This is a genomic window from Natronorubrum amylolyticum, from assembly GCF_052040145.1.
GTDB lineage: Archaea > Halobacteriota > Halobacteria > Halobacteriales > Natrialbaceae > Natronorubrum.
The window spans coordinates 224336-237897 of the sequence record NZ_JBPPFW010000004.1; the positions used below are offsets into that span (position 1 = coordinate 224336).

Genomic DNA, 13562 nt, shown 5'->3' on the forward strand with positions numbered 1-13562 from the left:
TCTGAGTTACAATCGGTCGAAAAGGCTCGAAACGGTTATCCCCCTCGGTAGTGGACTCCCGGACATATGATTCAGGTCGCGATCAACGGCTACGGCACGATCGGAAAACGCGTCGCGGACGCCGTGCGAGAGCAGCCGGATATGGAGGTCGTCGGCGTCGCCAAGACGCGGCCGAACTTCGAGGCCGAGACAGCCGTCGGGAAGGGGTTCCCGCTCTATGCCGCCATCGAAGAGCGCGCAGACCAGTTCGAAGAGGCCGGGCTCGAGATCGCCGGTCCCGTCGAGGACCTGGTCGACGAAGCGGACGTCGTCGTCGACGCGACGCCCTCGGGAATCGGCGCGGAGAACAAGTCGATGTACGAGGAGTACGACACGCCGGCGCTCTACCAGGGCGGCGAGGACGCCGACCTCGTCGACGTCAGCTTCAACGCGCGCTCGAATTTCGAGGACGCCGTCGACGCCGACCACGTCCGTGTCGTCTCCTGTAACACGACCGGACTCTCGCGAGTTCTCGCACCGCTTCGCGAGGCCTACGGCGTCGAGAAGGTTCGCGCGACGCTCGTCCGCCGCGGTGGCGACCCCGGCCAGACCTCGCGCGGGCCGATCAACGACATTCTGCCGAACCCGGTCACGATCCCCTCCCACCACGGGCCCGACGTCGAGACCATCTTCGACGACCTCGACATCGACACGCTCGGGATGAAGGTGCCCGCGACGCTGATGCACATGCACAGCCTGAACGTGACGTTGGCGGAGGAGGTCGACGCGAGCGAGGTTCGAGACCTGTTCGTCGACGAGTCCCGACTGTTCCTGATCCCCGAGCGGATGGATATCGACGGCAGCGGGAAACTCAAGGAGTACGCGATGGACGCGGGCCGCCCGCGCGGCGACATCTGGGAGAACTGCATCTGGGAGGAGTCCATCTCCACGGTCGGAACGGATCTCTATCTCTTCCAGGGGATCCACCAGGAGAGCGACGTCGTCCCGGAGAACGTCGACGCCATCCGAGCGGTGCTCGGCGCGACCGACGCCGAGGAGAGTATCGCGACGACCGACGAGACGATGGGTATCGGTCTGTAGATCGGCCGTCTCGAGCGACCGATCCGGACGCGACGCTCCCCCGCTTTCTTCGATTTCGATCACTCCAAACAACTAGCGACGACAGAAAGTTTTTGCCTCGCGGTCTACTACACGTTCGCATGCGCCGAGACGACCGCGACGAACCCTTCGACGACCTGTTCCGCGAGATTGAACGCATGATGAACGAAATGATGAACGGAGCCGACGCGAACGTCGACTTCAACTCCTCCGGCGTCGACAACGGCTTCGGGATGGACACCCACGTCGACATCCACGAAACCGACGAAGAGATCCGCGTCGTCGCGGACCTCCCCGGCGTCGAGAAGGACAACATCGAACTCGAGTGCGACGGCAAGACGCTGACCATCTCCGCCTCGAGCGACCACCGCGAGTACGACGAGCGCGTCTCCCTGCCCCAGCGCGTCAACGAGCACACGGCCTCCGCGACCTACAACAACGGCGTCCTCGAGGTCGTCTTCGACCTCGCGGAGCAGTCGTCGGGAATCAGTCTCGAGTAGGCGGTCCTCGCGGTCGCAGTCACAGCGACGTCGCAGTCGCGCGAATTCTATTCTCGGTCGGCCGTTTTTCGAATCGCAGCCGCGAGTCGGTCGTAAAACCCCGGTTCGTACTTCGTTTCCTCATCGATCGTCGGGCGCGCGTTCGTCTCGTTTATCACCACGCCGTCGTCGGTCTCGAGCAAGTCGACGCCGAGAAACGGAATCTCGAGTTCGCGGGCGACGGCTTCGGCCAACTCGCGCCACGGTTCGGGCAGGTCGACGCCGGTCGCCGCCGCGCCGCGGTGGACGTTGTGTTTCCACTGGCCCTCCGCGACCGCGTCGTCGGGCAGGCGACGTTCGACCGCGCCGACGTACTCGCCCTCGAGGACCATCACGCGATAGTCGGTCGCGTCGGGGAGATACTCCTGGACGAGAAAGGAGCGGTCACCGGTCGCGCGGTAGTCGTGGACCAGCGAGAGGTAGTCACAGATCCCCAGAAACGAGTCGAGGTCGTGCGCTTTCGCGACGCCGACGCCGCGGGTCGTCGAGTTCGGCTTGACGACGACCGGCGGCTCGAACCGCTCGAAGGCGTCGGCGAGTTCGGACTCCGAGACCTCGTTCGAGACGTAGACCGACTCCGGCACCGGGAGGCCGGCCCGACCGAGTCGCGCGATCACCTCGGCCTTGTTCCGCGAGGTCAACACCGTCTCGTGGTCGTTGAGCCACGGTACCTCGAGCAGGGCGTCGGCCACCCCACCTTCCATCAGTCGGCCGGGATAAACGTAGCCGGCGTCGTACTCGTCGGGCGACCACGGCGCGTCCTCGCCTAACGGCACCACGCGCTCGCTCGCGGGCACGTGATGGACCCGAATTCCTCGCTCGGCTAGCGGCTCTCGCATCCGCTGAAACGTCTCCTGATCGTTTGCGACCGCGAGATCGATCATAGTCGGAAATCGGGATGGAGGCAATAAAAAGGTGCTCGAGACACTCGGTCGGGACTCCGATTAGTGGCCAGGAGCGCGTCTCGAGCAACGGCGAGAGACGCGCGACTCGGGGAAGGGCAGGTGGTTCACCGATACTCACCGCGAGCGAGGCCGAAGGCCGAGCGAGCGGGCCGACGACTGATGTGAACGAACGACTGAGCGACGCGAAGCGTCGCTCAGGAGTGAGTGAACGGAAGGAGGAGTGCTTTTAATCGAATTTTTGCCGAGGGACATCGCGGCCGCGGCGGACCGCGGCCGCGATAGACCGCAGAGCAAAACTTCGTCCTACGCAATTAGCTGCTCTTCGCCCCGTTCGACGACGATGCGGCACGGCGGCGAGATCTTGTTGTAGGCGCGTCGGAGCGCGTCCTTGGCGAACTCGGCGTCGTCGACGTCACACCAGATCGTGAAGATGCGCTCGCCGGAGCCCATTCGCGCGGCGGTGCCGACGATCTTCCCGAAGGACTGTCGCATCCCGTCGGAGACACGGTCCGCACCCGCACCCGTCGCCTGCTTGTTCTCTCGGATGACCTGGTGGGGGAACTTTCGGAGAATCATCTTGTAGTTGTGCTCACCGGCGTTTTTCAGCATGTGACGGTTAGCCGAGAGACGCGAGGCCTCGAGGCTCCCGTGACGGATCTGCACTTCCTCCTCGGTGATGAGACTAATCTGGACGGGGTACTCGTCAGGATCGGCGCTGACGTCGCCCATCTTGTGCTGTGCGATTTTCGAGCCCGGGATGCCGGTAATGTATTCGCGGCGCGTGTAGGCCGGCTTATCGATTTCCCGGTACATTGAGGCAGGTTTGTCTGACATGGCTGTGATTACTTACGAAAACGCAGGCCTACCGTGCGGATAAAGGCTTCGAACCACGCGCTGGAACGGCGGTTCGAATACGCGAGCGGACGAGGCGACGCCAACCGATTCCATCGACACCGATGCCGGTCCGAAAGATCAGGAGCGCGTACCGGTCTGCCGGCGGAAATCGTCAGGAAGAGGGCCGGAAACGGTGCACGTGGTCGTCGAAGGCCGGAGCGTTCCGTTCGATGGAACCGACGTTCGCGGCGGACTCGAGTAGCCGTGGCTCCCGTGACGGCACCGACAGCACGACGCGCGGCGACAGAATAGCGGCTCAGTTGGCGAGGACGTACTGATCGTTTCGCTTCTCGACGAGACCCGCACTCGAGAGCGAATTGAGAACGCTCAGAATCCCGATCTTCTTCATCGAGAGAATTTTCCCCATCTCGTCGGCGGTGGCACCGCCCGTCGCGTCGATGTAGAGGTAGACGAGCTTGCCCTGCGGGGACTCGACCTCGGTCGGCAGCTGGCTGATTTCGGCGCTTGGGTGAGTCTGTTCTATCATCGTATCAACACCAACGGCGAACTCCTGTATAAATCTATGGTGGAGATAATGCATATTGGCTAACGAGTATTATTGTGATTATATCTATTGATTCCAGGTGACAAGAGAAGCTATCGCGACGCGATGAATGTTATTGTCCCGCATACGGCAGACTGGAGCCTCTCAAGCAGGATCGAGCGACTGTCTCGTCTCGCAATAGGTTCCGACGCTGCGCTGGCTCAGTTCGACTCGATTCGATTCGAATTGCTGAAATCACGCTAATCGACAGTAGTAAACAAAATGAATAATCATTAGGGTCTATGTGGAGCATCCTGTATAAGGAGTATTAACATCCCCAGCCCGTGACGGCCGCCAATCGGGTGAATGGGACTCGAGTAGAGCCGTCGAGCGAACTGCTCCGGCCTCGGCATCGGTTACAGACGAGTATCTGAGTGACGGGAGTCGTGGACGGGAGGTTCAAGGTCCGCACATCCCGTCGGCGCGAGCGGCGGAACGTCGCGATGGCGGCGTTTTTAAGGCGCCTCCGCCGATAGTGTGACACATGATGAAGAGTTTCCGGATCGGCTCCCTGTTCGGGATTCCGATCAAGTTGGATCTCACGTTCTTACTGGTGTTGCCGCTGTTCGCGTATCTCATCGGCGCCCAGATCGAACCCGTCGTGGATATCCTCAACACGTCCATGGGCGCGGGGATCGACGTCGACGCGCTCACTACTGAGTCGTGGATGCCGTTCCTCATCGGGTTGATCGCCGCGATCGGCCTGTTCGTCGGCGTCGTCCTGCACGAACTCGGCCACTCGCTGACGGCCCAGCGCTACGGCTTCCCGATCGACTCGATCACGCTCTGGCTGCTCGGCGGCATCGCCGCGCTCTCGGAGATGCCCGAGGACTGGCGACAGGAGTTGAACATCGCCATCGCCGGCCCCATCGTCTCCATACTCGTGGGTGTGGCGTCGTACGGACTCTTCCTCGTCACCCCCGAATCGCTCGACGGCGCGCGGTTCGTCCTCGGCTACCTCGCGGTCTTGAACATCGTCCTCGCCGGCTTCAACATGATCCCCGCGTTCCCGATGGACGGCGGTCGCGTCCTCCGGGCGCTGCTCGCCCGCAACACGCCCTACGCGAAGGCGACCCAGCAGGCCGCCAGCGTCGGTAAACTGTTCGCGATCCTGATGGGGCTGTTCGGACTCCTGCAGTTCAACATCATCTTCATCGCGCTGGCTTTCTTCATCTACATCGCGGCCTCGAGCGAGGCCCAGCAGGTGACGATGAAAGCCGCCTTCCAGGACGTCACCGTCGGTGATATCATGACGCCCGCGAAGGATCTCCACACCGTCGGCCCCGAGACGTCGGTCGCGGCGTTGATCCAGCGGATGTTCACCGAGCGCCACACCGGCTATCCGGTGATCGACCGCAGCGGCTTCGAGGGCGAGCGACTCGTCGGTCTCGTCACGCTGAGCGACGCCCGCGAAATCGACCCCGTCGAGCGCGACGCGTTTACCGTCGAGGAAGTGATGACGACCGATCTGAAGACGATCTCACCCGAGTCGGACGCGATGACGGCGATCGAGCGGATGCGCGAGCACAACATCGGTCGCCTGCTCGTCGTCGACGACGGCGACCTCATCGGCCTTATCTCGCGTTCGGACGTGATGACCGCCTTCGATATCGTCCAGAAGAGCGGTTCGGTGAGCCCGAACCGGCAGCCACGAACCGCGGACTGAGCGACGGTCTGCCAATTGAGCGACGGACTGACGACGTACTCGAGCGGTGAAGCGGCAAAACCAGCCGTTTCGGCCGTCTCGAGCGCCGCTATCAACATTCTTAACCGCGGCCGGGGCCGACTCCCCGGCGATGCCACCGGCCATCGAGACGACGGACCTCGTGAAGGAGTACGGCGACTTGCGCGCCCTACAGGAGCTGTCGCTCACCGTCGAGGAGGGCGAGTTCTTCGGCCTGCTCGGCCCCAACGGCGCGGGCAAGACGACGTTCATCAACACGCTGGTCGGGTTGGTCCGCAAGACCGGCGGCGACGCGCGCGTCTTCGGCCACGACGTCGAGGACGACTACCGGCAGGCCCGCGACGCGATCGGACTGGCGCCCCAGGAGTTCAACGTCGATCGCTTCTTCCCCATTCGGGAGGTCCTCGAGCACAAGGCCGGCTACCACGGCGTCTCCGAGGAGGAAGCCGCCGAACGGGCCGACGAGGTGCTGAAGCGAGTCGGGATCTACGACAAGCGCAACGAGCGCTTCGACTGGCTCTCCGGCGGGATGAAACGCCGGCTTTTGCTCGCCCGCGCGCTCGTCACCGATCCCGATCTGCTGATTCTTGACGAGCCGACGGCCGGCGTCGACGTCCAGTTGCGCCACGACCTCTGGGACCTCGTCACCGAACTCAACGAGGAGGGGACGACGATCCTCTTGACCACGCACTATATCGAGGAAGCCGAACGGCTCTGTGACCGCGTCGCGATCATGAACGAGGGCCGGAAGGTGACCGTCGCGACGCCGGACGAACTGAAGACCCGCGGAACGGACACGATCTCCGTTCGTCTCGAGTCCCCGGTTTCCTCGAGCGCGACGGCCGGCCTCGAGGCAGACCTCGGCGCGTACGCCCATGAGGTTTCTGCGGCCGGCGACCGCCTCGAGGTGCGCGTCGACGACGGCGGCTCGACCGCGCCACAACTGTTGCACGATCTCGAGGCGATGGGTTACGAGATCGTCGACCTCGAGATTTCCAGAACCTCGCTCGAGGAGATCTTCGTCGATCTAACGCGGAGCGAGGATCGAACGGTAACCCGATCCAGTGCGTCGCCTGCGGACGGTGACACCGAGGAGAACAGCGAAAAGAAACGCGACGCCGAACGCGAGCGCGAACAGGAGGGGGTCGCCTGATGCTGTCGGTCGGCTTCCGGGCGCTCTTCCGGCGCGAACTGCTGCGATTCATCCGGCGACCGAAGAACACGTTCATGCCGCCGGCGATCACGAACGTGCTCTACTTCGCCGTCTTCGGCCTCATTCTGGGCGGACGGATCGACGAGCCGGTCGAAGGGATCGGCTACATCCTCTTTCTCGTCCCCGGACTCGTCGTCCTCGGCACGATCTCGAACGCCTTCGAGAACGCCTCGTTCTCGATCTTCCACGGGCGCTGGAACGAGTACATCCACGAGACGCTCACCTCGCCGCTGTCCTACGCGGAGATGGTCGTCGCCTACGTCGGCGCGAGCGCCGTCCGCGGACTGATCGTCGGCGTGATCATCGCCGTTATCGGTCGGCTGTTCGTGCCGATCTCGATCGAACACGGGCTGTTCCTCGTCGCCACGATGATCGTCATCGCGTCGCTGTTCGCCGGTTTCGGTATCATCGGCGGTCTCGTGGCGCGGGACTTCGACGATCTCACGGTCATGAACCAGTTCATCCTGCGGCCGCTCGTCTTCTTCGGGGCGGTCTTCTACTCCCTCGAGATGTTCGACCAGGCCTGGCAGGTGCAGGTCTCCCTGCTGAACCCGATGGTGTACATGGTCGACAGCGTCCGATACGGCCTGCTGGGTCACTCGGATATGATCTCGGTCGCACCGACGGCCTACGCCGAGTTCGCGCCGTACGCGTCGCTCGGAATTCTGACGCTGCTCACCGTCGTCGTCATCGCGATAGACGTCTACCTGTTCAAAATCGGCTACGGGCTGACGGACTGAGGCGGCCGACGGGCGACAGTTCGCCTCGAGCGGCTACTCCGACTACGCCTCGCGGTCCGCGACTTTGACGACCTGCTTCCCGATGTTCTCGCCCTCGAACAGCCCGAGGAACGCGTCGGGAGCGTTCTCGAAGCCCTCGACGACGTTCTCGCGGTACTGGATATCGCCGTTCCGGACGAACTGCGAGAGACGCTGGAGGGCTTCGCCCCAGCGGGGTTGGTAGTCGCTGACGAGCAGTCCCTCGACCGTCGCTCGCGTCTCGATGAGTTTCGCGAGCTTTCGCGGGCCGGTCGGCACCTGGGTCTCGTTGTAGAGCGCGATCTGGCCGCAGACCGCGACGCGAGCGTCGACGTTCAGCCGGGGCCAGACGGCGTCCGTGATCGGGCCGCCGACGTTGTCGAAGTAGACGTCGACGCCGTTCGGACAGTGCTCGTCGACCGCGCCGGAGAGGTCGTCGGTCTCCTTGTAGTTGATCGCCGCGTCGAAGCCGAGCTCCTCGGTGAGCCACTCGACTTTCGCCTCGCTACCGGCAGTCCCGACCACGCGTGCGCCCGAGAGTGTGGCGAGTTGGCCGACGACGGAGCCGACCGCGCCGGCGGCAGCGGAGACGACGACCGTGTCGCCGGGGTTGGGGTCGGCGACGTCGGTGGTGCCCCAGTAGGCCGTTACGCCGGGCATCCCGAGCACGCCGAGGGCCGTCGAGATCGGGCCGTGATCCGGGTTCACGCGCTGGAGTTCGCCCGCGTCCGCCACGATGTGTTCCGCCCACAGGAGATCGCCGGTGACGAAATCGCCCTCCGCGAACCGGCTGCTGTTGGACTCGAGCACTTCGCCGACGACGCTGGCCTGCATCGGATCGCCGACGTCCCACGGTTCGGCGTAGGACTCCGCGTCGCGCATTCGCCCGCGCATGTAGGGGTCGACGGACTGATAGAGCGTCTTGATCAGCACCTCGTTCGGGCCGGGTTCGGGACGGTCGACGGTGACGAGTTCGAAGTTCTCGTGGGTCGGTTCGCCGACCGGACGGCTCGCGAGCTGCCACTGTCTGGTTTCTGCCATACACCCAATGGGTGGGGACGGTAGGTTAATATTGGTGTCCCGGAACCGGCTGAGAGTTTCGTTCGTTAGCGTCGGACTCGATCCCACAACTCGACCCCTGACCGAATCTCGGTCGAGAACCGACCGCCGTTCCCGACCCTCGCAAATCCCGACCCGAAAGGAAACGTTTTGACGGAGATACGTCATCAGTACAGTATGGACCACGACGTTCTCAACGAGTTGTTAGCCGGAAACGAGCGTCACGTCGACGGCCTGCCCGACGCGTACTTCGACGCGGTGCAGACGGGACAACATCCCGACGTCGTCACCGTCTGCTGTTCGGACTCGCGAGTCCCACAGGAACGGATGTGGGGCGTCGACGATCCGGGGACGGTGTTCACTCCGAGCAACATCGGCAACCAGGTCTGGGACGAGGACGACGGCGAACAAATCGTCGACGGCGGCCTGCTGTACCCCATCCACCACGCCGACACCGACGTCGCCGCCGTCGTCGGCCACACCGGCTGTGGAGCCGTTACCGCCGCGTACCAGGCCGCAACCGGCGGCAGCATGCCCGGTCCGCGCGGCGTCGACAAGTGGGTCGGACAGCTCGTCCCCGTCGTCGAGGAGGCCCTCGAGAGCGACTTGATCGACGCCGACGCCGACGAGGAAACCGTGATCAACCAGCTCGTCGAATACAACGTCGATCACCAGGCGACGTTCCTCCGCGAGTCAGACGACGTCCCGGACGACGTTGACGTCTACGGCTTCGTCTACGACTTCCAGGGGATCTACGGCGACGAGTACGGGCGGGCGTATCTGGTCAACGTCAACGGCGAGACGAACCCTGAAGCGATCGCCGAGGAGATTCCGCCGGAGTACGTGGAAGCAACGCGCAGTCTGCTCTACTGAGGGCGATCACGCCGTCTGATATCGAGTTCTGTCGCGTCGAGCCGGACTCGAGCGGCCCGCTGCCGGTAGCGTTTTGCCGACCGCGATGAAACGTATGCCTATGCGGGAGTACCTCGAGTCGGACACCGGCTTCTACTACGCCGTCGGCGTCTTTACGATTCTCGTCTTCATCCTGGCGCTGGCAGTGCTCGCGATGGTCACCCCGGGCGGCATCGGCGCGACCGAACTCGGCGGACTCGTCATCGGCTTTTTCCTGTTCATGCTGGTATTTTTCGTCTCCGTGACGGTCCACCGACTCGAGGGGCGAAACGAGCTCTAACGAGACGGCGGAGATCGGACGGGAAACCGCTCAAAGCCCGTTATCGGACCGGAGCGGCGAGATGAATCGAGTCGCAGCCTTTATGCGTATCGGAGCACTCTCTTTAGAAGCAATGGCGAAAGGAACCGTTGATTTCTTCAACGACACTGGCGGCTACGGATTCATCGAGACTGAGGACGCGGACGACGACGTGTTCTTCCACATGGAAGACATCGGCGGCCCGGACCTTGAGGAAGGACAGGAGCTCGAGTTCGACATCGAGCAGGCCCCCAAGGGCCCGCGCGCGACGAACGTCGAGCGCCTGTAAATCGGAATTCGCGGAGGTATCGGCACTTCAGAACTGTATTTTACATCGACGAGCGACGGCGCTTGCCGGCGATAGCGAACCCGATGAACGTTTAGTGGCTTCGGCGCCCACTGACTGGTATGGCCGAATCGACAGCCGACCCCGAGCCGATGATCCGCCGACGCGACGAGATCGAGTACGAACCCGTAAGCGCCGCCGACGGCCTCGAGAAGGGCGTCCTGATCGACGAGACGGACGGTGCGCCGAACTTCGCGATCCGACGGTTCGTCCTCGAGGCCGGCGCGGAGGTGCCCGAACACACGAACGAGGTCGAACACGAGCAGTACGTTCTCGAGGGCGAGTACACGGTGGGCATCGGAGACGCGGAGTACGAGGTCCGAGCGGGCGATTCGCTGCTCATCCCCGGCGGGACCGTCCACTGGTACCGAAACGAGGGCGACGAGCGGGGCGCGTTCATCTGTGCGGTTCCCAACGGCGACGACGCGATCGAACTGGTCGAGTGAGCGACGGCGACTCGGCGACGACCGCGGCTTCGCAGCCGGCAACGACGGATCAACTATATCACTCGGATCGTTGAATCGCCGGCAACGTCGTGAACGTCCTCTGTATTCTGGGCCACCCCCGGCCCGAGAGCTTCTGTGGCGCGCTGGCCGACGCCTACTGTGAGGGGGCCGAGGCGGCGGGCGTCGACGTACGGGCGCTCGCCGTCGACGACCTCGCGTTCGATCCCGACGTCCACGCCGAGAGTCCGACCGATCAGTACCTCGAGGACGACCTCCGGGCCGCCCAGCGGCTGATTGGGTGGGCCGACCACCTCGCCTTCGTCTACCCGAACTGGTGGGGGACGATGCCCGCGCGGCTCAAGGGCTTTTTCGACCGCGTCTTCGAACCCGGGTTCGCCTTCGCCGAGTACGAGGAGGGAGCGGGTGCGGGCCACGTCGAGTTGCTCGACGACAAGACGGCCGAGTTGATCGTCACGATGGACATGCCGCCGTGGGTCTACCGCTGGATCTACCGCCAGCCGGGCACCAACGCCGTCAAACGCGCCACGCTGGGCTACGCCGGCGTTCGGACCACGCGGGTGACCGAACTTGGGCCAGTCGAGTCCTCGACGCTCGAGGAACGGAAAGGGTGGCTCCATCGGGTCAGAGAGCACGGCCGGAGTCTGGTGACGGGGCCGGAGTCACAGACGGCGCGAGCGACGCACAAAGCGAAGACGTGGCTCGGCGCGCTCCGCTTGCAGTTCTACCCGATGGCGTGGCTCGCCTACACGATCGGTGCGCTGGCCGCGGTCGGCTCGAGCGATGTCTTCGGTTCGAGTGCGTACTGGCTAGGGTTGGGTTTCTTGTTTTTCCTCGAGGCGGCGACGGTATTGAGCAACGAGTACTACGATTACGGGACCGACCGACAGAACGCGTTCGCCGGGCCGTTCACGGGCGGGTCGCAGGTGCTGGTCGACGACGCGTTATCGGTTCGTGAGCTTCAGATCGGGATCGGCGTGACGCTCGTGCTCGCGGTGGTGTTCGGTGCTGCGACGGTGGCGGCCAGCGCTGGCTCGACGGTTGCGACGGCGAGCGCGGTAGCCGTACTCGCGGTGCTGGCGCTCGGTTATACCGCCCCACCGCTAGAACTGTCGTATCGAACGCTCGGCGAGGTGACCGTTGGCTGGACCCACAGTATCGGCGTGCTGCTGATCGGGTTCCTCGCTCTCGGCGGCTCGTGGCGGGAGCCGGAGCCGTGGCTGCTCGGCGTTCCGTTCCTACTGGCCGTTCTCCCCTCGATTACGCTCGCCGGGGTACCCGACTACGCGGCCGATCGGGCCGTAGGCAAGCGAACGATCGCCGTCCGGTTCGGGATCGGCGGCGCCGGCGCGGTCGCAATGGGAACGGTGCTACTGGCCGCCCTGACTGCAGTCGGCTGGCACCTTCTGGGGCTGGTTCCCGACGCGTACGGTCCGGCGATCGCTCTCTCTGTCCCCCACGCGCTGGGGATCTGCTGGCTGGTTCGACGTCGCCTAGACGAGACAGCAGGCGCCCAGCGTATCGACGGGTTGATGGCCGCATCGTTGAGCTACATCGCGTGGTTTGCCCTCGTCCCGCTGTACGGGCTACTGTAGTCTCTGGAGACCGTTCGCTTCGCCAGTCCAGAATTCGGCCGTCTCGAGACCGTTCGACTGCGATGGTCGCTCCGCGTTTTAGGCAGTCCTAAAACGGTGTGTTTTTCAATGATTAGGTGAGCCTAAAGCGTATGGAATCGACAGCGACTCGACGAACTGTTCTCGCGACGGGAGCGACGACGGTCGGAGTACTCGCCGGCTGCGTCAGCGGGACCGGGGACGACGATGAGGGAGGCGACGATACCGACGGCGGATCGACCGCCGTGACGATGGAGACGGTCGGCACCGTCGAGTTCGAGTCGGTGCCCGAAACCTGGCTCGCCTACGAGAGCGACTACGCCGACATGGGCGTCGCACTCGGCGTCGGCGACGGGCTGCGAGCCGTCGGCGAGCCCGACCGGTTTCACGCCGAGTACTACGACGAACTCGACGTTCCCTACCCCGCGGAGCCGACGCCGCTGTGGAACGACGGCGTCGACAAGGAGCTGTTCTACGAACTCGATGTCGACGTCCACCTGGTAGACCCGAACTGGCTCGAACACAACGCCGCGTTCGGACTCGACGCCGACGACGTAAGCGAACTCGAGGAATACGTCGCCCCGTTCATCGGGAACACGATCTTTCGACGGACCGACGACTGGCACGACTACGAGTACTACACGCTGTACGAGGCCTTCGAGAAAGTCGCGCAGGTGTTCGGCCGCGAGGATCGCTACGAGGCGTTTTCGACGGTGCACGACGAACTGCTCGCGGAAATCGATGCGTCGCTGCCGGACGATGGCGACCGACCCGACGGCCTGTTGCTCTTCGAGGGGTCGAACGAACCGGAGGAGTTCTCCCCGTATCGCATCAGCGACGAGGGTGCCGGCACCAAACACTATCGCGACCTCGAGATCGGCGACGCGCTCGAGGGCACCGGTATCGACGGCCTGAGCACGAGCGACCGAGGTACGCTCGACTACGAGGCGATTCTCGACGTCGATCCGGACGCCATCTTCCTGCGCGGCCACGAGGACAAAAGCCGCGAAGAGTTCGAAGACACCGTCCTCGAGTATATGGCAGATCACAGCGTCGCAAGCGACCTCACCGCCGTCGAGAGCGAGCGGGTGTTCCGCGGCGGTCCGATCTACCAGGGACCGATCTACAACCTGTTCGTCACCGAACGGACCGCACTCGAGTGCTACCCCAATCAGTTCGATGGGGAACTCTTCGACCGCGACCGAGTCGCCGAGATCGTCCGGGGCGGGGAGTGA

At 63.9% G+C, this 13562-nt stretch carries 15 protein-coding genes; 11 read left to right on the forward strand and 4 right to left on the reverse strand.

Translation table 11 applies throughout. The features are described from left to right. The first annotated feature begins 66 nt into the window (after nt 1-66). Both ACSFDB_RS16665 and ACSFDB_RS16670 read left to right on the forward strand, forming a co-directional pair. Nucleotides 67-1080 carry a type II glyceraldehyde-3-phosphate dehydrogenase gene (locus ACSFDB_RS16665; protein WP_440772044.1) on the forward strand — a complete coding sequence of 338 codons (1014 nt, stop codon included), beginning with the start codon at nt 67-69 and terminating at the stop codon, nt 1078-1080. 119 nt (nt 1081-1199) lie between these two features. Further along, nucleotides 1200-1598 carry an Hsp20/alpha crystallin family protein gene (locus ACSFDB_RS16670; RefSeq protein ID WP_090308478.1) on the forward strand — a complete coding sequence of 133 codons (399 nt, stop codon included), beginning with the start codon at nt 1200-1202 and terminating at the stop codon, nt 1596-1598. Nucleotides 1599-1645: 47 nt separating this feature from the next. On the opposite strand, the gene ACSFDB_RS16675 is transcribed toward ACSFDB_RS16670, so the two are convergent. The 3 genes from ACSFDB_RS16675 to ACSFDB_RS16685 all read right to left on the reverse strand — a co-directional run bounded on the left by ACSFDB_RS16675 (nt 1646) and on the right by ACSFDB_RS16685 (nt 3923). Further along, on the reverse strand, nt 1646-2521 hold the full coding sequence (locus tag ACSFDB_RS16675) for an ATP-grasp domain-containing protein (RefSeq protein ID WP_440772045.1): 876 nt from the start codon (nt 2519-2521) through the stop codon (nt 1646-1648). Nucleotides 2522-2845: 324 nt separating this feature from the next. Further along, nucleotides 2846-3376: a 50S ribosomal protein L16 gene (locus ACSFDB_RS16680; RefSeq protein WP_090308471.1), complete on the reverse strand. Its 531-nt coding sequence runs from the start codon at nt 3374-3376 to the stop codon at nt 2846-2848. Nucleotides 3377-3692: 316 nt separating this feature from the next. Further along, nucleotides 3693-3923, reverse strand: a complete 231-nt coding sequence (locus ACSFDB_RS16685) for a MarR family transcriptional regulator (protein ID WP_440772046.1) — start codon at nt 3921-3923, stop codon at nt 3693-3695. A 541-nt stretch (nt 3924-4464) separates the two neighbouring features. Between ACSFDB_RS16685 and ACSFDB_RS16690 the strand changes: the two genes are divergently transcribed. The 3 genes from ACSFDB_RS16690 (at nt 4465) to ACSFDB_RS16700 (ending at nt 7617) form a co-directional block, all read left to right on the forward strand. Continuing rightward, nucleotides 4465-5646: a CBS domain-containing protein gene (locus ACSFDB_RS16690; protein ID WP_440772047.1), complete on the forward strand. Its 1182-nt coding sequence runs from the start codon at nt 4465-4467 to the stop codon at nt 5644-5646. A 130-nt stretch (nt 5647-5776) separates the two neighbouring features. Further along, complete coding sequence (locus ACSFDB_RS16695; protein ID WP_440772048.1) at nt 5777-6817, forward strand: ABC transporter ATP-binding protein; 1041 nt, start codon at nt 5777-5779, stop codon at nt 6815-6817. Continuing rightward, nucleotides 6817-7617 (forward strand): ABC transporter permease, encoded by an 801-nt coding sequence (locus tag ACSFDB_RS16700; protein WP_440772049.1) that lies wholly within the window; start codon nt 6817-6819, stop codon nt 7615-7617. The genes ACSFDB_RS16695 and ACSFDB_RS16700 overlap by 1 nt, the downstream gene beginning before the upstream one ends. Before the next feature lie 42 nt (nt 7618-7659). On the opposite strand, the gene ACSFDB_RS16705 is transcribed toward ACSFDB_RS16700, so the two are convergent. Then, nucleotides 7660-8676 carry an NADP-dependent oxidoreductase gene (locus ACSFDB_RS16705; protein WP_440772050.1) on the reverse strand — a complete coding sequence of 339 codons (1017 nt, stop codon included), beginning with the start codon at nt 8674-8676 and terminating at the stop codon, nt 7660-7662. 195 nt (nt 8677-8871) lie between these two features. Between ACSFDB_RS16705 and ACSFDB_RS16710 the strand changes: the two genes are divergently transcribed. The 6 genes from ACSFDB_RS16710 to ACSFDB_RS16735 all read left to right on the forward strand — a co-directional run bounded on the left by ACSFDB_RS16710 (nt 8872) and on the right by ACSFDB_RS16735 (nt 13562). Beyond that, a complete protein-coding gene (locus ACSFDB_RS16710; RefSeq protein WP_440772051.1) occupies nt 8872-9567 on the forward strand; it encodes a carbonic anhydrase in 696 nt (231 codons plus the stop codon). Nucleotides 9568-9667: 100 nt separating this feature from the next. Then, a complete protein-coding gene (locus ACSFDB_RS16715) occupies nt 9668-9886 on the forward strand; it encodes a hypothetical protein (RefSeq protein WP_440772052.1) in 219 nt (72 codons plus the stop codon). 112 nt (nt 9887-9998) lie between these two features. Further along, on the forward strand, nt 9999-10193 hold the full coding sequence (locus ACSFDB_RS16720) for a cold-shock protein (RefSeq protein ID WP_005554588.1): 195 nt from the start codon (nt 9999-10001) through the stop codon (nt 10191-10193). A 119-nt stretch (nt 10194-10312) separates the two neighbouring features. Next, nucleotides 10313-10696, forward strand: a complete 384-nt coding sequence (locus ACSFDB_RS16725) for a cupin domain-containing protein (RefSeq protein WP_440772053.1) — start codon at nt 10313-10315, stop codon at nt 10694-10696. An 89-nt stretch (nt 10697-10785) separates the two neighbouring features. Next, nucleotides 10786-12309, forward strand: coding sequence for an NAD(P)H-dependent oxidoreductase (locus ACSFDB_RS16730; RefSeq protein WP_440772054.1), 1524 nt, complete (start codon nt 10786-10788; stop codon nt 12307-12309). A gap of 131 nt (nt 12310-12440) precedes the next feature. Further along, a complete protein-coding gene (locus tag ACSFDB_RS16735; RefSeq protein WP_440772055.1) occupies nt 12441-13562 on the forward strand; it encodes an ABC transporter substrate-binding protein in 1122 nt (373 codons plus the stop codon).